Raw genomic sequence first — 20,598 nt, 5'->3', positions numbered from 1 at the left:
GTCACGGATCGGCGAGACCGGCTAGCTTGCGGGCTTGTCGTGTGTCTGTTGTGCGCAATCCGTGATGACGTGTGTCTAGGGGGCTCCCAATGGCCTTACGGGGTCGGCACCGCCGGTACCAGCCGAACCGCATCAACCGTGCCTCGCTGACCGTGACCGCGGGCGGCGCGGGCATGGCGCTGCCCCTGACCGTCGTGGGCACCGGCCATGCCGCCGACCTCGACACCTGGAACAAGGTGGCGGCCTGCGAGTCCACCAACAACTGGAGCATCAACAGCGGCAACGGCTTCTACGGCGGGCTCCAGTTCAAGCAGTCCACCTGGGAGGCGTACGGCGGTACGGCATACGCCCCGCGTGCCGACCGCGCCACCAAGGCCCAGCAGATCGCCGTGGCCGAGAAGGTCCTCGACGCGCAGGGCCCCGGCGCCTGGCCCGTGTGCTCCGCGAAGGCCGGCCTCACCAAGGGCGGCCCCTCGCCCGACGTCACCCCGTCCCGCGCCCAGAGCAAGCCGGAGCAGACCAAGCGGGACGTCCGGACCAAGCGGGACGTCAAGGACGTCAAGCCGGAGGTGACCCCGCAGTCCACGGCCGGTACCGCCGAGATGTACACCGTGGTGCGCGGCGACACCCTCTCCGGGATCGCCGACGAGCGCACCGTGCGGGGCGGTTGGCAACAGCTCTACGACACCAACCGGCGCGTCATCGGCAGCGACCCGGATCTGATCACCCCCGGGCAGCGGCTCTCTGTACGCGGCGAGGGCAAGCGCGTCCCCCAGCAGTCCGACAAGTCCCGAAGCAGGGGCAGCGCGGGGCAGGACAAGGCCGAGCAGCGGGACAAAGCCGGACAGGACAAGGCCGAGCAGCGGGCCAAGGACCGTACGAAGGAACGCGCCGAGGCCCAGGCCCGCCAGAAGGCCGCCGAGAAGAAGGCCGCGGAGAAGAAGGCCGCCGAGCGGAAAGCGGACGAGAAGAAGGCCGCCGAGAAGAAGCGTGAGCAGGCGCGGTCCTCCAAGGCCTCCGGCCCCCGCACCCAGCAGACCGCCGTCTCCGCCCCCGTCGCCGCCTCGCCGAGCACGCCCTACCGCGCGGCGGGCGGCTCATGGTCGAAGGGCTACCACACGGGCGTGGACTTCGCCGTGCCCACCGGCACCTCCGTGAAGTCCGTCGCCGCGGGCACGGTCGTCTCCGCGGGCTGGGGCGGCAGCTACGGCTACCAGGTCGTCATACGGCACGCCGACGGCAAGTACAGCCAGTACGGGCACCTCTCGGCGCTCTCCGTGAAGGCCGGGCAGAAGGTCGGCGCGGGACAGCGCATCGCCCGGTCCGGCTCCACCGGCAACAGCACGGGGCCCCACCTGCACTTCGAGATACGGACGGGGCCCGGCTTCGGGTCCGACATCGACCCGCTCGCCTATCTGCGGGCCCGCGGCGTACGCGTCTGACCGCCGACGCCCGGCCCCGGCTCCCGGTCGTGGAGAAGGCCTCAGGAGCCGATCCGCTCCCGGGGCCGCAGCGGATGCCGGTGCCGCACCCCGCGGTGCGCCTGCGAGGCGGCCACCGTGAGCTGGGACGGCAGCGTGGGCAGGGGCGGTCCCGGCAGCGCCGCGTCCACCGGGGGCACGGGCTCGGGCCGCCGCACGACAGCCTCCTCCGCGGACACCGGGGGCCGCCCGGCTCCGGGTACCGCCAAGGCCTCCTCCGCGGACACTGCGACCTCCCCGGCTTCGGGCAGCGCCACGGTCTCCGGCACCGACGACGTCTCCCGGGCGATGCGCTCCGTGGTCAGCAGGATCAGGCCGCCCGCGGCCACAACGCCGCAGCCGAGCGCCAGAGCGGTGCCCATGGTTCCGTAGCGGAAGGTTTCTTCGAAGAGGGTCAGGCCGACCGCCGCCGCGACCACCGGGTTCACCACGGTCACCGTCGACAGGGGCGCCGCGAGGCCCGCGCCACGGTAGGACGCCTGCGAGATCAGCACACCGGCCGCCGCGAGGACCGCGATCACGCCGAGGCTCGGAAGCTGCTGGACGAGCGCGATGCCCCGGTCCAGATCCACCGCCACGGTCTTGGTGAACACCGAGGCGATGCCGAACGCCGCGCCCGCCGCGCAGGCCAGGAGCACGCTGCGCACCACCGGGTGCCGGTGGGCCGCGTGCGCGGTGACCGTCAGGGCGAGGACGCCGCCGCCCGTCGCGAGGGCCAGCATCACGCGCTCCGCGCCGGCCAGGGAGGTCGAGCCGGACGCCGAGGTGAGCGAGAGCAGCCCGGCGAGCCCCACCGTCGCCATGATCGCGCCGCGCCAGGCGGTGGCACCGGCCCGGCGGCGCACGAACAGGGCCGCCATCGGCAGGGCGAAGACAATGGTGAGGGCGCCGAGCGGCTGGACCAGGCTGAGCGGGCCGTACGCGAGCGCGATGACGTGCAGGAGCGCGCCCAGGCCGTTCAGCGCGATCGCCGCCCACCAGGACGGGCGGCGCGCGTACCGCTGGCCAGGCGTGGTGGCGGCCACGCGCTCCTGGAGGATCGCCCCGCCGGCGTAGGCCACGGCGGAGACGAGGGAGAGCAGCACGGACAGCGCGAGGGCACTCATGAGGTGCTCCGCTGCGTGCGGTGTGCCCGGTGATCCCTGAGGTCCCGGCGAGGCGAACGGTCGGCTTCCATAGTGACAATGCTCCCTCTGAAATCGCTCCGCGTCGTCGTACCTGAGCAGGCAATCGGTCCTACTACCGATGGAGTACGCCCTCCCCGATGTCCTCCCCAGGGCGGGCTGTCCCCTAGGGGCTGAGGTGGACCCCCCGCTCCGCCCGGCCGCCGTCGGCCTTGCTGTACTGCTGTCGTGACTCCCCTCATCGACCTGGCAGAGCTCGGATCCGTCGGCGGCTTCTTCGCGCTGCGCACGGGCTCCGGGCCCGGCTCCGTACCGTTCGCGGACGTATACGCTCCGCCTCCGGCGGCCGGTGATCCGCTCGGCTTCCGCGTCGGCGAGGTGGCGCGGCGGCTCGGCACCCCCGAGGAGCGCGTCGCGGCGTCCGTGGCCCAGCTCGGACTCGCCGCCAGGCTCTGGTCGGTCGCGCTCGGCTCGGCGGCGCTGTTCGGAGCCGTGCCCGACCTCGATCCCGCCCTGCTGCGCTGGAACCCCGGCTCCACCTCGCCCGACGACCTCTGGCTGACCGACGTACGGCCCTTGACCGACGCACGCCCGCTGAGCGAGCCGCACCCGCTGACCGACGTACGGCCCTTGACCGCCGGCGCGGAGACCGTGCGGCGTGTCGTGCAGCACGGGCATCTGGAGCCGCTCTCCGCCGCGCTGCGCGCCCGCCACCGGGTCTCCGCGAAGCTGCTGTGGGGCAACGCGGGCTCCGCGCTCGCGGGCGCGGCGCGCGAACTGCACGCCTGGGCGGTGCGGGAGGGGCGCGAGGACGTGGGGGAGCGGGGCCTCGCCATGGCCGCCGAGCTCCTCGGCCACCCCGATCTGCGCTCCACGGGCACCCTGGACGGCACCGCCTTCCGGCGCCGGAGCTGCTGCCTGTACTACCGGTGCCCGAGCGGCGGAGTCTGCGGTGACTGCTGCTTCGAACACCCGCCGTCGCGCTCTTCCCACCGGGCGTCGTCTGGGTGACCATGAGGAGGCGCGCGGCCGGCCTCAGGCGGACGACGGAGGGTTTCACGTGAGAGTGGGACTGCTCACCCGGGAGTACCCGCCCGATGTGTACGGCGGCGCGGGCGTCCATGTGGAGTTCCTGGCCCGGGAGTTACGTTCCCTCGTCGACCTGGACGTGCACAGCTGGGGAGAGGGCGGCGCCGCCGGTCTGGTGCGCCATCGGGCCTGGCCCGCGCTCGACGACGCCAACGACGCCCTGCGGACCCTCTCCGTGGACCTGTCGATGGCCGCCGCGCTCGCCGGGCGGGAACTGCTCCACTCCCACACCTGGTACGCCGCCCTCGGGGGCCACGTCGGCGGACTCCTGCACGGCGTGCCGCACGTGATGACCTCGCACTCCCTTGAGCCCCTGCGCCCCTGGAAGGCCGAGCAGCTCGGCGGCGGGTACGCCGTGTCGAGCTGGGCCGAGCGCACCGCGGCCGAGGCCGCCGACGCGGTGATCGCGGTGTCCGGCGCCATGCGCGACGACATCCTGGCCTGCTATCCGGCCGTCGACCCGGCGAAGGTCCACGTCGTGCACAACGGCATCGACACCACGCTGTACCGCCCCGACCCGGGCACGGACGTCCTGGAACGGCTCGGCATCGACCTCGGGCGCCCCTACGTCCTCTTCGTCGGACGCGTCACCCGGCAGAAGGGCGTCCCCCATCTGCTGCGGGCGGCGCGCGAGCTGGACCCGGGCATCCAGCTCGTCCTGTGCGCGGGAGCACCCGACACCCCGGAGATCGACGCCGAGTTCCGTGTGCTCTTCGAGGAGCTGGACCGCGCCCGCGGGGGCGTGCGGTGGATACCCGAGATGCTGCCGCGCCCCGAGGTCGTCCAACTCCTCACGCACGCGGCGCTGTTCGTCTGCCCCTCGGTGTACGAGCCGCTCGGCATCGTCAACCTGGAGGCCATGGCCTGCGGCACCGCCGTGGTCGCCTCGCGGGTCGGCGGCATCCCCGAGGTCGTGGCCGACGGGGAGACGGGCCTGCTCGTCCCGTACGAGGAGAAGGACCCGCGAGGCTTCGAGCGCGACCTCGGGCTGCTCATGAACGCCCTCGCCACCGACCCGGGACGGGCCCGCGCGATGGGCGAGGCCGGACGTGACCGCGCCCTGCGCGATTTCGGCTGGGACGCCATCGCCCGGCGCACGGTCGAGGTGTACGAGGAGATCCTGCACGCCGGTGGTTAGCCGGCGGATGGCCGACAAGTAGGAGGCTGGGATGCGCGGTGGACCTTCGGTGCTCGGGATCGTGCTCGCCGGCGGCGAGGGCAAGCGGCTGATGCCGCTCACCGCCGACCGGGCCAAGCCCGCGGTCGTCTTCGGCGGGACGTACCGCCTCGTCGACTTCGTCCTCTCCAGCCTCGTCAACGGCGACATCCTGCGCGTCTGCGTCCTGACGCAGTACAAGTCGCACTCCCTGGACCGGCACGTGACGACGACCTGGCGCATGTCGAGCCTGCTCGGCAACTACGTCACGCCCGTGCCCGCGCAGCAGCGTCTCGGCCCGCGCTGGTACGCGGGGAGCGCCGACGCCATCCTCCAGTCGCTCAACCTCGTCCACGACGAACAGCCCGACTACATCGCGGTGTTCGGCGCGGACCACGTCTACCGCATGGACCCCCGGCAGATGCTCCAGCAGCACATCGACAACGGCGCCGCGGTGACCGTCGCCGGGATCAGGGTGCCGCGCGCGGATGCACCGTCGTTCGGGATCATCACGCCCGCCCGCGACGGCACGCGCGTCGAGAGCTTCCTGGAGAAGCCCGCGGACCCGCCGGGTCTCCCGGGCGCCCCCCACCAGGTGTACGCCTCGATGGGCAACTACCTCTTCACCACGAAGGTGCTCGTCGACACCCTCCAGCAGGACGCGGAGAACGGGGACTCGGCGCACGACATGGGCGGCTCCATCCTGCCGATGCTCACCGAACGGGGCCTGGCCCAGGTCTACGACTTCGACGGCAACCACGTCCCCGGCGAGACCCCGCGCGACCACGGCTACTGGCGTGACGTCGGCACCCTGGACTCGTACTACGAGGCCCACATGGACCTGATCTCCGACCAGCCCGTGTTCAACCTGGACAACCGGAGCTGGCCGATCTACACCCACCCCGGCGGTCTGCCGCCCGCGAAGTTCTGCGCGGGCGGCATCGCGGGCGAGTCGATCGTCAGCCCCGGCTGTGTGATCCGCGGCCAGGTCACCCGCTCGGTCCTCTCGCCGGGCGTGACCGTCGAGCAGGGCGCTGTCGTGCAGGGGTCGGTGCTGCACGACAACGTACGGGTGGGGCGGGGCGCGGTGGTGCGCGGCGCCGTCCTGGACAAGAACGTCGACGTCCCGCCGGGCGCGACGATCGGCGTCAACCCCGAGCGGGACGAGGAGCTCTACACGGTGTCCAAGGGCGGAGTGATCGCCCTGGGCAAGGGGCAGACGGTGCCGGTGTGAGACCGCGCGGTCACAGCACCCTGCGCCGGCGCCCCAGCCACGTCTGCGCGATCACCACCACGGCGAGGAAGGCGCCGCTGACCACCTGCTGGTAGGCGGAGTCGAGCGAGCCGATCTGGTTGATGACGTTCTGGATGACCTTCAGGAGCAGCACGCCCACCAGTGACCCGCTGATGAAGCCGAAGCCGCCGGTCAGCAGGGTGCCGCCGATGACGACCGCGGAGATCGCCTCCAGCTCCATGCCGGAGCCGAGGATGGTCACCCCGGAGACGAGCCAGGCCGCGTTGAGCGCCCCCGCGAGGCCCGCGCAGAGCCCGGAGAGGGTGTAGACCGCGATCTTCGTACGGGCCACGGGGGCGCCCATCAGGGCCGCCGCGTCCTCGTTGCCGCCGACGGCGTACACGTACTGCCCGAAGCGGGTGCGCCGCAGCACGACCGCGCCCGCGACGAAGAGGGCGACGGTGATCCACACGGGGGCGCCGACGCCGAGCAGCTTGCCCTGGCCGAGCGTGGCGAAGAAGGTGTCCTTGTCGACGAGGTACGTCTTCGAGCCCTCGTCGGTGACCGCGAGCATGATGCCGCGCGCCCCCAGCATCGCCGCGAGCGTGACGATGAAAGGCGCGAGCCGCGAGCGGGCGATCAGCAGCCCGTTGACCAGGCCGATCAGTCCGCAGACCGCGAGGGGCAGCAGCAGCGCCACGACTGTTCCGTACCGCGAGCCCCAGGCCGCGAGCACCCCGCCGAGGGCGAACAGCGAACCCACCGACAGGTCGATGCCGCCGGTGATGATCACGAAGGTCATGCCGAGCGCGACGACCGCGAGGAAGGCGGAGGAGACCGCCATGTTCTCCAGGTTGTCGCTCGTCATGAACGTGTCGAAGGACAGGGACGCGACGATCACCGCCACGACCAGCGTCACAAGGGCGCCGTGCTGCTGGGCCAGCGCGCTGAGCCGCTCGGAGCGGGCGGCGCCGTGCGGTGCCGCGGCGTCGGGGGCGGGGTGGGCGGCGGTCTTCACGGGGTCCGCCGTGCTCCTGGTGTCGGTGGTCATCGCTTGCCCCTCTCGCGGGCCGCGTAGACGGCGAGGACGATCACGGCGGCCTGGGCGATCTGCGTCCAGGACGGTGGCAGGTCGTGCTTGATGAGCGTGGCCGTCAGGAGCTGGATCAGGACGGCGCCCGCGACGGTGCCGCCGATCCGGACGCGGCCGCCGCTCAGCGGGGTGCCGCCGACCACGACCGCGGTGATCGCGGAGAGCTCCATCAGGTTGCCGAGCGACGTCGGGTCGCTCGCCGAGAGCCGCGCGGTCGCCAGCAGCCCCGCGATCGCGGCGAGCGCGCCGGAGGCCACGTACACGAGGATCAGCACCCGGCGCACCGGAAGACCGGCGAGCTGCGCGGCCGGGCGGCTGTCGCCGATGGCCAGGAGCTGCCGGCCGAAGGTGGTGCGCCGCACGACGAACGCGACGAGCAGCGCGAGCGCGGCGGCGATGATCACCAGGTACGGGATGCCGAGCAGCGCCCCGGAGCCGAGCGAGGCCATGGTGGGGTCGCGTACGTCCTTGAGCTGGGGCAGCAGTACGAGGGCCAGGCCGCGCCCGGCGACCATCAGGGCCAGCGTGGCCACGATGGGCTGGACGCCGATGAACGCCACGAGCGAGCCGTTCGCCGCGCCGATCACCATGCCGCCGAGCACGGCCACGATGAGCGCGATCCACATGCCGTAGCCGAGGTACAGGGAGATCAGGGAGGTGGAGAGGGCCATCACCGAGCCGACGGAGAGGTCCACGCCCTCACTGCCGATGGCCAGGGCCATGCCCAGCGCCACGATGAGGACGGGGGCGACCTGCACGGCCTGGGTGCGGAAGTTCTCCCCGGAGAGGAAGTGCGGGGTGAAGAGGATGTTGACGAGGAGGAGTACGGCCACGCCCAGGTAGACGCCGTAGGTCTGGAGGAGGCGGAGTACACGGTCGCGGTCGGCCGCCTGGCGGCCCAGGGCGAGATCGGTCATGACGTCTCCCAGAAGTGCTGCGGTGCGGTGGGGTCGCCGGCCGCGCCGGGGTGGTCCGAGAAGCGGTGGTCAAAGGAGCGGGGCAGGTCACCCACCGGTGGCCTCCGTGGTCGCGGCGGTTCCCCTGTCGGCCGTGTCTCCCGTGCCCGCCGTCTCGCCCGTGGTCGCGATGGCGCGCAGGAGGGCGTCGGGGGTGACGGCGGAGCCGGTGAGCTCCTCGATGACCGCGCCGTCCTTGAGGACGATCACCCGGTCCGAGCCCTCCACGAGTTCCTCCATGTCGGAGGAGATCAGCAGGACGCCGAGGCCGTCCGCCGCCAGTTCGTCGATGAGCTTCTGCACCTCGGCCTTGGCGCCGACGTCGATGCCGCGCGTCGGCTCGTCGAGCAGGAGGACCTTGGGGTTCATCGCCAGCCAGCGCGCGAGCAGGACCTTCTGCTGGTTGCCGCCGGAGAGCTCGCCCACCTTCTGGTGCGGCCCCGAGGCCTTGATGCGCAGCCGCTTCATGAACGTGTCCACGATCGCGTCGATACGGGACTCGTCGACCAGGCCGAGCCGGGAGAGCCGGGGCAGCGCCGCGAGGGCGATGTTCTCGCGCACCGACAGACCGGGCACGATGCCCTCCGCCTTGCGGTCCTCGGGGAGGAGGCTGATGCCCGCCCTGATGGCCGCCGGGGTGGAACCGGTGCGCACGCGCGTGCCGGCCACGGTGACGCGGCCCGAGTCCGGCGGCAGGGCGCCCGCGATGGCCTTGGCCGTCTCGCTGCGGCCCGAGCCGAGCAGCCCGCCGAGGCCCACCACCTCACCGGGGCGGATGGCGACCGAGACGCCGCTGAGCCGGTGGCGTACCGACAACTCCTCGGCGCGCAGCACCGGTTCGCCCTCGGTGTGGTGTTCGCCGGTGAACTTGGTGACGCCCTCGTCGGCCACCTCCCCGACCTCCCGGCCGAGCATCAGCGCCACCAGGCGCAGCCGGTCGAGGTCGGCCAGGGGTCCGGTGTGCACCACCTTGCCGTCGCGGAGCACCGTGACGGCGTCGCACACCGCGTACAGCTCGTCCAGGCGGTGACTGACGTAGATCACCGCGATGCCGCGCTCGCGGAGCACGCGGATCACGCCGAACAGGGTCTGGACCTCGCGGGGTTCGAGCGACGACGTCGGCTCGTCCATGATGACGACGCGCGCGTCGACCGAGACGGCGCGCGCGAGGGCCACCATCTGCTGGGCGCCGACGCCGAGTTCGCGCAGCGGGCGGCGCGCGTCGACCCGGACGCCGAGGTCCCGCAGCGCCTCGTCGGCCTCCCGGTGCATGCGGCGGAAGTCGATCAGGCCAAGCCGGTTGCGCGGCTCGCGGCCCAGGAAGAGATTGCGGGCCACGCTCATCAGGGGGACGAGGTTGACCTCCTGGTAGATCGTGGAGATGCCCGCGTTCTGGGCCTCCAGGGGAGTGGCGAAGCGTGCGGGCCGGTCCGCGTACGTCACCTCGCCCGCGTCCGGCCGGTACACCCCCGTCAGGACCTTGATCAGCGTGGACTTGCCCGCGCCGTTCTCGCCGATCAGGGCGTGCACCTCGCCCGCGCGGGCGGTGAAGTCGACGGCGTCCAGGGCGCGCACACCGGGGAAGGACTTGGTCAGGCCGGTGACGGAGAGCACCTCAGTAGGCCTTCGAGAGGTCGGCCTTGGCGTTCTTCTTGGTGTAGGCGCTGTCCTTGATGACGATGTCCTGCTTCACCTTCTCGCCCTTGGTGAAGGAGTCCAGGGTCGTGAAGGCCAGCGGGCCGAAGCGCGGGTTGGACTCGATGACGCCGTCGATCCAGCCGCTCACGATGGACCGCACGGCGCCCTTGGTGCCGTCGATCGTCACGATCTTGATGTCGCCCGGCTTCTTGCCCGCGCCCTTGAGCGCGTTGACGGCGCCGAGGCCCATCTCGTCGTTCTCGGCGTAGATCCCGGTGATGCCGGGCTTGGACTGGATGAGCTGCTCGGTGACCTGCTGGCCCTTCTCGCGGGCGAATTCACCGGTCTGCTTGAAGACGACCTTCAGGTCCGGGGCCTTCTCCTTGAGGCGGTCCTGGAAGCCCTTGGTGCGCTCGGTGGTGACGTTGTTGCCCGCCGCGCCGAGCAGGATCGCGATCTCGCCCTTGCCGCCGGTCGTCTCGATCATCCGGTCTGCGGCGCGCCTGCCCTGCTCGACGAAGTCGGAGCCGATGAAGCTCACGTAGTCCTCGCAGGCCTTGGCGTTGATCTTGCGGTCGACGGTGACGATGGGGATGTGCTTGGCGCTCGCCGCGCGCAGGACCGGCTCCCAGCCGTCGGAGTTGAGGGGCGCGATGACCAGCGCGTCCGCGCCCTTGGCGATCAGGTCCTGCACATCGCTGATCTGCTTGGAGAACTGCGACTGGGCGTTGGCGGTGAGGAGTTTGACGCCGCGCTTCTCGGCTTCCGCCTTGATGGAGGCCGTCTCCGCGATACGGAAGGGGTTGGCCTCCTTCTCGGACTGCGAGAAGCCGACCGTCGCCGTGCTCAGGTCGATCTTCTTGCCTCCGTACGCGTCGATCGCGCACGTCGCGCCGCCGCCTCCACCGGAGACGACCTGGCCCGAGTCACCCTTGCCGGAGGCGGAGTCGGAGCCGCCGGACGCGTCGTCCTCGGACTTGGCGCAGCCTGTGGCGAAGGCGAGGCTCGCCGCGAGGCCGGCGGCGAGAAGGGTCCTGGCTGAGGTACGGCGAAGGAGGGTGTTCGGCTTCATGGAGTCCCCAAAACGGCACGGCCCCGGCACTGAGAGCGCTCACGGCAGGATCGGCACTTACGGTCAACTCAGCGGTACGGGGAGCTTTTTACATCGTTGGAAGGTGGCTGTAAACCCTCCCCGCACACCGTGGCTCTCCCCGGCGGCCCGCGGCGGGGCGGCGCGACGTCACCGCCGCCCGAGCGTGCTCTCCCGCTCCACCAGCCTGAACTCCGCGGTCAGCGCGCGTCCGCCGGGCTCCGCGCCGCCCGCCAGACTGCGAAGCAGCGACTCCACGGCGAGCCGCGCGATGGCCTGCTTGTCCGGCGAGACCGTGGTCAGGGTGACCGCCCCGAACTGCCCCTCGGCGATGTCGTCGAAACCCACCACCGCCACGTCCCACGGAACCCGCAGGCCACGCTCGTGCAGGACCCGCATCGCACCGATCGCCACCAGGTCGTTGTAGGCGAACACGGCGTCGGGCCGCACCCCCGCGTCCAGCATCCGCGCCATGGCCTTGGCCCCGTCCCAGCGGTTCCAGCCGCCGACCGGGCCCACCAGGGAGTCCGGGGCGGCGATCCCGGCCCGCGTCAGCTCCTCGCGCCAGCCCTTGAGGCGCAGGTGGGCGGGGCGGTTGGCGGAGTCGGTGCGGGCGCCGAGGTAGGCGATGCTGGCGCGGCCCCTGCTGATCAGATGGCGCACCGCCGTACGGGCCGCGGCGACGTTGTCGATCGCGATGTGGTCGTGCGGCAGGTCGTACTCGCGCTCGCCGAGGAGCACGAGCGGCACGTCGTCGTCGCGCTGCCGCAGGTCCTCCGCCTCCAGCTCCAGCGGGCTGAGGATCAGACCGTCGATCACCCGGGCCCGGAACCCCTGGCTGACCAGGATCTCCTGCTCCCGCTCGCCGCGGGTGTGGTCGAGCAGCACGGTGATGTCGTGCTCGGCCGCCGCGTCGATGACGGCGCCCGCGAGCTCGGCGAAGTAGGGGTTGCCGAGCTCGGGAACGGCGAGCGCGATGATGCCGGTCCGCCCTTTGCGCAGGTGGCGGGCGGTCAGATTGGGCCGGTAGCCCAGCTCGTCGATGGACTGCTGCACGCGCGCCCGCATCGCCGGGGTGACGTGCTGGTACTTGTTCACCACGTTCGAGACGGTCTTGATCGAGACGCCCGCGTGTTCCGCGACGTCCTTGAGGCTCACCCGCACGTACATCTCCCTGCGTCCGGACGCCCCCGTCCACCGGGGCGTTTGTCATGACCCTGGACAGCACGGCTGAGCCCGTGCTGTCATGCCAACTGCCGTTGTTTCTAACGTTGTACAGATTCGTTGTACCGACTGCAGTGACGAGCCGCCACCCTTCCTCGACAAGGAGGATCAGTGCGCCCCCGACTGACAAGACATCGACTCTCACGACCCCCACGCCCCAGAGGTGCCCGGCACCGGCTGGCCCTGCTGCTCACCGTCGCCCTCGCCTTCGCGGGGCTCAGCGCGGTGCCCGCGGCGAACGCGGCCGACGACCCCGAGGAAGTCCACGGCCTCAAGGGCGAGTACTACACCCAGTCCGCCCCCGGTGCCTTCGACTTCCACGAGCTCAAGGCCACCGGCTTCGACGCCGGCATCGACTTCGACAACCTCGACCCGCGGCTGTCCTTCGCCACCGGCAAGGCGGACGACGCCACGGTGCGCTGGACCGGCAAGGTCGTCCCCGCCAAGAGCGGCGCCCACACGTTCTCGATGATCGGGGACAACGGCTTCCGGCTCTGGGTCGACGGCAAGCCCGTCATCGACCACTGGGTCGACGACTGGGACAAGGAGCAGACCGGCGCGCCGGTCGAGCTGACCGCCGGCAAGGCCTACGACATCAAGGTGGAGTACTTCGAGCACTACGGAGGCTCCAACCTGCACCTGCGCTGGACCGAGCCGGGCGGCACCAAGAAGGCCATCCCGCGCTCCGCGTTCCGCCTGCCCGACGGCTTCGACTACAACGGCGCCACCGACGCCACGGTCCTCGCCGACGGCCGCACCCTCAAGCTCGCCTTCGCCCAGCGCATCGCCGCCGTTCCGGCCGGACTCGACCAGCACATCGAGGCGGTCATCGGCGGCGCCAAGTGGCCGCTGAGCGGCGCCGAGGCCGACCCGAAGGACCCCCGGGCCCTGCTGGTCAAGCTCAAGGAGCCCGTCGTCGGCAACAAGGAAGGCACCGCCCGCGGCACCGCCGACCTGCGCTACGACGGCAAGGGCGGGCTCAAGGGCCAGGACGGCAAGGAGATCGCCGCGTTCTGGAGCAGCGGCAAGAACCTCTCCACGTACGAGCTGCGCACCAAGTGGGCCGACAAGGTGACGCCGGGCAACGCCCACCGCGAGTACCCGCGGCCCCAGCTCAAGCGCGACGACTGGCAGAACCTGAACGGGAACTGGCAGTTCCAGTCGGCCGAGAAGGGCGAACGGCCCCCCGTCGGCAAGCAGCTCAAGGAGAAGATCCTCGTCCCGTACCCGGTGGAGTCCCAGCTCTCCGGCCTGGAGCGGCACGAGGACCGCATGTGGTACCGCCGCACCTTCACCGTCCCGAAGAACTGGAAGGTCGGCGAAGGCAAGCGCCTCAAGCTCAACTTCGGCGCCGTCGACTGGCAGTCCGAGGTGTACGTCAACGGCAAGAAGGTCACCGAACACAAGGGCGGCTACGACAAGTTCAGCGCCGACGTCACCGACGCGCTGAAGCCCGGCCGCACCCAGGAGCTCATCGTCGGCGTCTACGACCCGACCGACGCCGCGAACGGCGAGAACCCGCCGCTCGGCAAGCAGCGCCTGGACCCCAGCGGCATCTGGTACACGCCGTCGTCCGGCATCTGGCAGACGGTGTGGCTGGAGCCGGTCGCCGCCGACCACGCGGACTCCCTCAAGATCACACCGGACGTGAAGGACCGCCGGGTGAGCGTGGAGGCCAAGGGCGTCCGCGACGGCGTGCCGGTCACGGCCACGGCGTACGAGGGCAAGCGCAAGGTCGCCGAGGTCCGCGGGCGCACCGGTGAGCCGCTCACCCTGAAGATCGCGAAGCCGCGCCTGTGGTCGCCCGACGACCCCTTCCTGTACGACCTGAAGGTGCGCGTCGGCAAGGACCGGGTGAGCAGCTACTTCGGTATGCGCTCGATCGCCGTGGAGAAGGTGAACGGCACCCCGCGCACCGTTCTCAACGGCAAGCCGGTCTTCATGATGGCCACGCTCGACCAGGGCTTCTGGCCCGACGGCCTGCACACCGCGCCGAGCGACGAGGCCCTCGCGTACGACCTGAAGATGCACAAGGAGATGGGCTTCAACTCCGTGCGCAAGCACATCAAGGTCGAGCCCGACCGCTGGTTCTACTGGGCCGACAAGCTGGGCCTGCTCGTCTGGCAGGACATGCCCTCCATGACGGCCGGGGTCAATCCGTCCACCGCCGCCCGCGCCACGTTCGAACGCGAGATGAAGACGATGATCGACCAGCACTACAACCACCCGTCGGTCATCATGTGGGTCACCCTCAACGAGGGCTGGGGCCAGTACGACGAGGGGCGCCTCGCCGACCAGGCCAAGTCCTGGGACCCGACCCGGCTGATCAACGGCCAGTCGGGCCTCAACCTCGGCCGTGACGGCGGCAGCGGCGACCTCATGGACGAGCACGGCTATCCGAGCCCGGCGCTGCCACCGCATCCCGACGGCAAGCGCGCCCTGGTCGCGGGCGAGTACGGCGGCCTCGGACTCGCGGTGCCCGGCCACGCGTGGTCGGTCCAGCAGTCCTACGTCGACGTCGACCCGGCGACGTACACGGACGACTACCTCACCAAGCTGGGGGAGGTGCGCGCTCTCGCCTGCAAGGGCGGCAACGGCGCCGTCTACACCCAGATCTCCGATGTGGAGGGCGAGCTGAACGGCCTGCTCACCTACGACCGCAAGGTCGTCAAGCCCGACGTGAAGCGGGTGAAGGCGGCGCACGAAGCGCTGATCCGCGACGCGTCCGAGGAGACGGTGCCGGGCTGCTCCGGCTCGTGAGCCAACCGCGGGGCGACTGAGTCGCCACCTGCCGTCCGCGGCGACGTGACGCGTCAGACAGTTCACGAATGCACCACAAGCGTCACTTGAGACCCGCCCTCCTCAGGAGGGCGGGTCTTCACATGTTGTTAACGCAGCGTAGCTTGATCGTACTTGACCGTAATCGCTCGGCAGAGGTTGACTGCACGCTCAGCACCCCCCCCGCATGGTCCTCGACGCGAGAGCGATTCCTTGACTTCATCGCCTGCACCGACCTCTGACCTGCTCGCCCCTCTCGATCTGGCCTTCTGGAACATCGAGACCGCCGAACATCCCATGCACCTCGGGGCGCTCGGCGTCTTCGGGGCCGAGGGGCCGGGCGCCGCCGAACGCGCCGCCTCGCTGCTCGCCCGGCGCGCGGCGGCAGTCCCGGGCCTTCGCATGCGCATACGTCCCGTCTGGCTGCCGGTCGGCGGTGCCAGGCGTGAGCCGGCGCCCGGCTTCGAGCCGCTTGAGCACGTGCGGACCACCGCGCCCGTGAGCGACTTCCACGCGGCTGCGGGGGAGCTGATGCGGCGCCCGCTGGACCGTGACCGGCCGCCGTGGGAGGCGCATGTGCTGCCGGGCGCGGACGGCGCGTCGTTCGCGGTGCTGTTCAAGTTCCACCACGCGCTCGCCGACGGGCTGCGCGCGCTGACGCTCGCCGCCGCGCTCCTCGACCCCGTCGACCTGCCGCCGTCCCGGCCGCGGCCCGCGGCGCACGCGCCCTCGCGGTGGCCGCTGCCCGACCCGCGCAGGCTGCCGGGGCTCGCCCGCGAGACCGTGTCGGGTCTTGGCCGGACCCTCGGCATCGGCACCTCCGTGGCGCGCGCCACCCTGGGCGTACGGTCGTGCTCCGCCCTCACCTCGGACGCCACAGGCACCCGCGCCACCGCCGGGGTCGTCCTCGACCTCGACGACGTCCACCAGGTGCGCAAGGCCGTGGGCGGCACCGTCAACGACGTACTGATCGCCGTGGTCGCCGGAGCCCTGCGGCGCTGGCTCGACGAGCGCGGCGACTGTAGTGAGGGCGTCGAGCCGCGCGCCCTGGTTCCCGTGTCCCGGCGCCGCCCGCGCGCCGCCCAGCCGCCGGGCAATCGCCTCTCCGGCTATCTGGTCCGGCTGCCGGTCGGCGACGACGACCCGCTGGCCAGGCTGCGGGGCGTGCGCGCCGCCATGGACCGGAACAAGGAGGCGGGGCCCGAGCGGGGCGCGGGGGCCGTCGCGCTCCTCGCCGAGCACGTGCCGCCGATCGGCCACCGCGTCGGGGGGCCCGCCGTGGCGCAGGCCGCGCGGCTGCTCTTCGACATCCTCGTCACCAGCGTCCCGCTGCCCGGCGTCGGCCTGCGGCTCGGCGGCTGCCCGCTCGCCGAGGTCTACCCCCTGGCGCCGCTGGCCAGGGGCCAGTCCCTGGCCGTGGCCGTCTCCACCTACCGGGGGCGCGTGCACTACGGCCTGCTCGCCGACGCCACCGCCGTGCCCGACCTGGACCTCCTCGCGCGCAGCGTGCGGGAGGAGCTGGACGACCTCGTGGCGGTGTGCGCGCGGGACGCGGGTTTGGTGACCGGGGCCGCCGCTACGTAAAGTTGCGCTTTTGGAGCTACCGCGGACCACCAGAGGCGCCGCGGCACGGGATGACATGAGGACAGCGGCGATGACGGTGACAGACGAAAGCCAGGAGGGGTCCGCCGAAATCGGTGCGTACGGCCCCGGCATCGACCCGGACCGTCTCGCCGTCTGCCTCGGCGTCCTCGACGAGCTGGACAAGCTCGACGTCGACCACCCCGACGCGATCCTGGTGCGCCGCGCCACGGCCGGGATCTACCGCACGGTCAAGCAGCGCCGCCGCCAGGAGCGCCGCGCCGCCAAGACCGCCCACGACAAGGCGGTCACCGAGGCCACGGCCACCGGCTCCGCCGAGCGCATCGACGACGAGACCGAGGGGCTGCTGCCGTCCTCGCGGACCGAGCAGGGCAGGTTCGCGGGGATACTCCAGCGCCCGCGCTCCTGCTACACGTGCAAGACGCGGTATGCGGAAGTCGACTACTTCTACCACCAGCTCTGTCCGGACTGTGCCCAGCTGAACCGGTCCAAGCGCGAGGCCCGCACCGACCTGACCGGCAAGCGCGCCCTGCTCACCGGCGGCCGCGCCAAGATCGGCATGCACATCGCGCTGCGCCTCCTGCGTGACGGTGCCCACACGACCATCACGACGCGGTTCCCCAAGGACGCCATCCGCCGCTTCAAGGCGATGGACGACTCGGCGGACTGGCTGCACCGCCTGGAGGTCGTCGGCATCGACCTGCGCGACCCGGCGCAGACCGTGGCCCTCGCCGAGCGGACCGCGGAGGCGGGTCCGCTGGACATCCTGATCAACAACGCCACGCAGACCGTGCGCCGCCTGCCCTCCGCCTACGCCGCCCTGGTCGACGGCGAGAGCGCGCCGCTGCCCGCGGGCGAGCTGCCCGCCCACTCGGTCCTCGGCGCCTTCAACTCCGGAGCGGTGGACGGTCTGACCGCGCTGCCCGTCGGCACCAGCGGTCTTGAGGCGCAGCAGGTCGCCGACCTCGCCCTCGTCGCGGGCAACGCCAGCATCGCCCGGCACCTCGACGGCAGCGCCATCGACGCCGGCGGCCTCGTCCCGGACGTCGTCGACAGCAACACCTGGGTACAGACCATCGAGCAGATCTCCCCCGTGGAGCTCCTGGAGACCCAGCTCTGCAACTACACCTCGCCGTTCATCCTCATCAGCGCGTTGCGCCCGGCCATGGCCGACGCCGCGAAGAAGGCCGGGAGCGGACGGGCCTACGTCGTCAACGTCTCCGCCATGGAGGGTGTTTTCGGCCGTGGCTACAAGGGGGCGGGCCACCCCAACACCAATGCCGCCAAGGCCGCGATGAACATGGTCACGCGGACCAGCGCCCAGGAGATGTTCCAGACCGACGGCATCCTCATGACCTCCGTCGACACCGGCTGGATCACCGACGAGCGCCCGCACTACGACAAGCTGCGCCTCGCCGAGGAGGGCTTCCACGCGCCGCTCGACCTGATCGACGGGGCGGCCCGCGTCTACGACCCGATCGTGCGGGGCCAGGCGGGCGAGGACGTCTACGGCGTGTTCCTGAAGGACTACGCGAACGGCAAGTGGTAGCAGCCCCGTGAGGGGCACGGTGTGACGATTCGCCGCAGGGGTGCTCTTGTCCGGATTCTGCCCGAGTTTGAGCGTCCATCGAGCGCGGGCGCGCTCATTTGGTTAACCTTAGGCGAGTGGGTGACCAAGAGAGATCCACGAACATCTCTCGGTCACCCCGGGGACAGGCCGGCAATCACGGCCGCGGTCCCGCCAGAGAACCGGCGCCACCGCGACCGAACGGCTCTTGTCCTTCCGTTACGCGACACAAAGGAGTGCGCGGTGACACCAGATCTGACGAAGCAGGAAAAGCGACCGGCGGAACGCGGCGGCGAGCGGGCCGGCAGGCCCCACAAACTCCGCAACCTGGAGGCGTGGGCCAAAGCGGCCCCCATCCGCCTCGCCGGTTACGAGGACGACCTCGCCGAGCCGCACATCCTTCCCGGGATCGACTGACCGCGATCGGCTCACCGGCAGCGCGCCGCGTCCCCGCTTCGCCCGTGCCCCCGCCCTTCGACGGCGGGGGCACGGGCGTGTGCGGGCCTTGCCCCCTGAGCACATTCATCCGATGAGTCGCCGGTGACATCGCCCGGCGAGGCGCGGAAATGTCCAAGCGCCCGCGACGTGCGATGCATTGACACCCCAGTGAGGCGCTTGAATCATCGGACCTCATGACCGAACTGCGCTCGTTCCCCGCGCCCCGGCCACCCCGACGCCACCGCCGCCTGTCCAGAGGCTTCGGAGCGGCCGTGGCCCTGCTGCTGCTCGCCGCGCCGGTCCCCGCCGCCGGTGCCACCGGCGCCGACCTCCCGGACGTGCCCCGGACCGTCCCCGCCCTCACCGACTGGACGCCCGCCGAAGGCGCGTTCCGCTACGAGGCCGGCGCCCGCCTCGTGGCCCGCGACCCCGAGTCGCGGCGCGTCGCGGCCACCCTGGCCGATGACCTCGAAGCCGCGCGAGGCGACCGCGCGCCGGTGACCCGCGGTGCCGCGCGCGCCGGTGACATCGTGATCGACGTCGACCGCGCCCGCAAACCGCTGGGCGCCGAAGGCTACGAACTCCGCGCGGGCGCCCGCGTCGAGATCACCGGCGGCACGGAGACCGGCGCCTTCTACGGCACCCGGACCCTGCTCCAGCTCCTCGCGCGGGGCGACCGCGTACCGGCGGGCCGCACCGTCGACGTGCCGCGGTACAAGGAGCGCGGCGTCGGCGTCTGCGCCTGCTACATCCACGTCTCCACGCCCTGGCTGGAGAACCTCGTACGCGACATGGCGTACCGCAAGCAGAACCAGCTCCTCCTCGAAGTGAAGGTCAAGAGCGACCGGCACCCCGAGGCCAACTCCTGGGGCTACTACACCAGGCGCGAGATGCGCCGCCTCGTGGCGCTCGGCGAGAAGTACCACGTCACGATCATCCCCGAGATCAACTCGCCCGGTCACATGGACCCCTGGCTTGAGCACCGCCCCGACCTTCAGCTCACCGACTCCGACGGCGTCCGGCAGCCCTCGCGCCTGGACGTCACCAAGGACGAGTCGTTCGCCTACTACCAGAGCCTCATCGACGAGTACGCCGACGTCTTCCCGGCCACGTCCTGGCACATGGGCGCCGACGAGTACATGCTCGGCTCCGACTTCGCCAAGTATCCGCACATCCTCCGGTACGCGAAGGAGAAGTACGGCGAGGACGCCACGCCACAGGACGCCTTCATCGACTTCGTGAACCGCGTGCACGCCTACGCGCGCGGCAAGGGCAAGCACCTGCGCATCTGGAACGACGGCCTCACCGGTGACAACACCGTCCCCGTGGCCGCCGGCACGACGGTCGAGCACTGGCTCGACGTGAGGACGAAACCGAGCGAGCTCATCGACCGGGGCCATCCCGTGATGAACGCCGCCTACTCCCTCTACCTCGTGCGCGGCGGCTTCCACACGAACACCGCGAAGCTGTACGACGAGCGCTGGGACCCGCGCAGCTTCGAGGGCGAGAAGCTCACCACGAGCGAGGGCATCACCGGCGCCAAGATCAGCCTGTGGCCCGACAACGGCCGCGGCGAGACCGAGAACGAGGTCGCGGCGGCCATGGCGCGCCCCCTCGACCACATCGCGCAGGTCACCTGGGGCGACGCGCACCCCGACCCGACGTACGCCGCGTTCGTCGCGCGCGCCGTGGCCGTGGGCCACGCCCCCGGATGGCGGGACCTGACGAAGCCGCAGGTCGCCGAGGGCACGTACACCCTGCGCGACACGGAGGGCCGCACCGAGGCCGCGCCCGTCACGGTCGGGCACACCGCGGACGGCTACGTCACGCTGCGGACCGCCGCGAGCGGCACGTGCCTGGAGACCCGCAGCGGCAAGCTCACCCTCAACGTGCCGCTGCGCCCGGGGAGCGCCGTCACCGAGGAGACCTGCGACGCGAAGAACACGCTCCAGCGGTGGCAGGTGGAGCGGGACGGCAAGGGCCACCGCCTCGTCAACGCGATCACGCGGATGGCGGCGCACGCCACCGAGGACGGACGGATCGTCCAGTACCCCGCCGACCAACGCAGGCCCACCGTATGGACATTGACCGCAGCGTAAGGACATCGGCCACAGCGTAAGGACCCCGT

Annotated in this window: 15 protein-coding genes; 9 read left to right on the top strand and 6 right to left on the bottom strand. The window is 71.6% G+C overall.

Features of this window, described 5'->3' with window-relative positions:
• Positions 1-89 precede the first annotated feature (89 nt).
• Entirely contained in the window at positions 90-1,442 is a 1,353-nt protein-coding gene (locus tag ACZ6JY_RS26005) for a transglycosylase family protein (RefSeq protein WP_469199376.1), read from the top strand.
• Between the two features lie 41 nt (positions 1,443-1,483).
• On the opposite strand, the gene ACZ6JY_RS26000 is transcribed toward ACZ6JY_RS26005, so the two are convergent.
• A complete protein-coding gene (locus ACZ6JY_RS26000; protein ID WP_469199374.1) occupies positions 1,484-2,587 on the bottom strand; it encodes a DMT family transporter in 1,104 nt (367 codons plus the stop codon).
• Positions 2,588-2,833: 246 nt separating this feature from the next.
• Here ACZ6JY_RS26000 and ACZ6JY_RS25995 point away from each other — a divergent pair, with 246 nt between their 5' ends.
• The 3 genes from ACZ6JY_RS25995 to glgC are packed head-to-tail and all read left to right on the top strand — an operon-like array spanning position 2,834 to position 6,084.
• On the top strand, positions 2,834-3,616 hold the full coding sequence (locus ACZ6JY_RS25995; protein WP_469199372.1) for an IucA/IucC family C-terminal-domain containing protein: 783 nt from the start codon (positions 2,834-2,836) through the stop codon (positions 3,614-3,616).
• Positions 3,617-3,665: 49 nt separating this feature from the next.
• On the top strand, positions 3,666-4,832 hold the full coding sequence (gene glgA / locus ACZ6JY_RS25990) for a glycogen synthase (RefSeq protein WP_469199371.1): 1,167 nt from the start codon (positions 3,666-3,668) through the stop codon (positions 4,830-4,832).
• A gap of 31 nt (positions 4,833-4,863) precedes the next feature.
• Complete coding sequence (gene glgC / locus ACZ6JY_RS25985) at positions 4,864-6,084, top strand: glucose-1-phosphate adenylyltransferase (RefSeq protein ID WP_469199370.1); 1,221 nt, start codon at positions 4,864-4,866, stop codon at positions 6,082-6,084.
• Positions 6,085-6,094: 10 nt separating this feature from the next.
• On the opposite strand, the gene ACZ6JY_RS25980 is transcribed toward glgC, so the two are convergent.
• The 5 genes from ACZ6JY_RS25980 to ACZ6JY_RS25960 form a co-directional block, all read right to left on the bottom strand.
• On the bottom strand, positions 6,095-7,135 hold the full coding sequence (locus ACZ6JY_RS25980) for an ABC transporter permease (protein WP_469199369.1): 1,041 nt from the start codon (positions 7,133-7,135) through the stop codon (positions 6,095-6,097).
• Positions 7,132-8,094 carry an ABC transporter permease gene (locus ACZ6JY_RS25975; RefSeq protein WP_469199368.1) on the bottom strand — a complete coding sequence of 321 codons (963 nt, stop codon included), beginning with the start codon at positions 8,092-8,094 and terminating at the stop codon, positions 7,132-7,134. The genes ACZ6JY_RS25980 and ACZ6JY_RS25975 overlap by 4 nt, the downstream gene beginning before the upstream one ends.
• Positions 8,095-8,181: 87 nt before the next feature.
• Positions 8,182-9,747: a sugar ABC transporter ATP-binding protein gene (locus ACZ6JY_RS25970; protein WP_469199367.1), complete on the bottom strand. Its 1,566-nt coding sequence runs from the start codon at positions 9,745-9,747 to the stop codon at positions 8,182-8,184.
• A gap of 1 nt (position 9,748) precedes the next feature.
• A complete protein-coding gene (locus ACZ6JY_RS25965; RefSeq protein WP_469199366.1) occupies positions 9,749-10,843 on the bottom strand; it encodes an ABC transporter substrate-binding protein in 1,095 nt (364 codons plus the stop codon).
• Between the two features lie 168 nt (positions 10,844-11,011).
• Positions 11,012-12,025: a LacI family DNA-binding transcriptional regulator gene (locus ACZ6JY_RS25960; RefSeq protein ID WP_469199365.1), complete on the bottom strand. Its 1,014-nt coding sequence runs from the start codon at positions 12,023-12,025 to the stop codon at positions 11,012-11,014.
• Between the two features lie 171 nt (positions 12,026-12,196).
• Here ACZ6JY_RS25960 and ACZ6JY_RS25955 point away from each other — a divergent pair, with 171 nt between their 5' ends.
• The 5 genes from ACZ6JY_RS25955 to ACZ6JY_RS25935 all read left to right on the top strand — a co-directional run bounded on the left by ACZ6JY_RS25955 (position 12,197) and on the right by ACZ6JY_RS25935 (position 20,569).
• On the top strand, positions 12,197-14,845 hold the full coding sequence (locus ACZ6JY_RS25955; RefSeq protein ID WP_469199363.1) for a PA14 domain-containing protein: 2,649 nt from the start codon (positions 12,197-12,199) through the stop codon (positions 14,843-14,845).
• Positions 14,846-15,076: 231 nt separating this feature from the next.
• Positions 15,077-16,447 carry a wax ester/triacylglycerol synthase family O-acyltransferase gene (locus ACZ6JY_RS25950; protein ID WP_469199361.1) on the top strand — a complete coding sequence of 457 codons (1,371 nt, stop codon included), beginning with the start codon at positions 15,077-15,079 and terminating at the stop codon, positions 16,445-16,447.
• A gap of 70 nt (positions 16,448-16,517) precedes the next feature.
• Positions 16,518-18,014: an SDR family NAD(P)-dependent oxidoreductase gene (locus ACZ6JY_RS25945; protein WP_469199359.1), complete on the top strand. Its 1,497-nt coding sequence runs from the start codon at positions 16,518-16,520 to the stop codon at positions 18,012-18,014.
• Between the two features lie 261 nt (positions 18,015-18,275).
• Positions 18,276-18,449: a hypothetical protein gene (locus ACZ6JY_RS25940; protein ID WP_162933544.1), complete on the top strand. Its 174-nt coding sequence runs from the start codon at positions 18,276-18,278 to the stop codon at positions 18,447-18,449.
• 215 nt (positions 18,450-18,664) lie between these two features.
• Complete coding sequence (locus ACZ6JY_RS25935) at positions 18,665-20,569, top strand: family 20 glycosylhydrolase (RefSeq protein ID WP_469199357.1); 1,905 nt, start codon at positions 18,665-18,667, stop codon at positions 20,567-20,569.
• Positions 20,570-20,598: the final 29 nt, after the last annotated feature.

This window comes from Streptomyces sp. NPDC046335, assembly GCF_055587985.1.
The sequence above is the reverse complement of the archived record's forward strand: the minus strand, read 5'-3'. Positions and strand labels throughout refer to the sequence as shown.

Coding starts and splice junctions, on each gene's coding strand:
- ACZ6JY_RS25945 (WP_469199359.1), top strand. CDS start 16,518: ATGACGGTGACAGACGAAAGCCAGGAGGGGTCCGCCGAAATCGGTGCG.
- ACZ6JY_RS25980 (WP_469199369.1), bottom strand. CDS start 7,135: ATGACCACCGACACCAGGAGCACGGCGGACCCCGTGAAGACCGCCGCC.
- ACZ6JY_RS25965 (WP_469199366.1), bottom strand. CDS start 10,843: ATGAAGCCGAACACCCTCCTTCGCCGTACCTCAGCCAGGACCCTTCTC.
- ACZ6JY_RS25975 (WP_469199368.1), bottom strand. CDS start 8,094: ATGACCGATCTCGCCCTGGGCCGCCAGGCGGCCGACCGCGACCGTGTA.
- ACZ6JY_RS26000 (WP_469199374.1), bottom strand. CDS start 2,587: ATGAGTGCCCTCGCGCTGTCCGTGCTGCTCTCCCTCGTCTCCGCCGTG.
- ACZ6JY_RS25935 (WP_469199357.1), top strand. CDS start 18,665: ATGACCGAACTGCGCTCGTTCCCCGCGCCCCGGCCACCCCGACGCCAC.
- glgC (WP_469199370.1), top strand. CDS start 4,864: ATGCGCGGTGGACCTTCGGTGCTCGGGATCGTGCTCGCCGGCGGCGAG.
- ACZ6JY_RS26005 (WP_469199376.1), top strand. CDS start 90: ATGGCCTTACGGGGTCGGCACCGCCGGTACCAGCCGAACCGCATCAAC.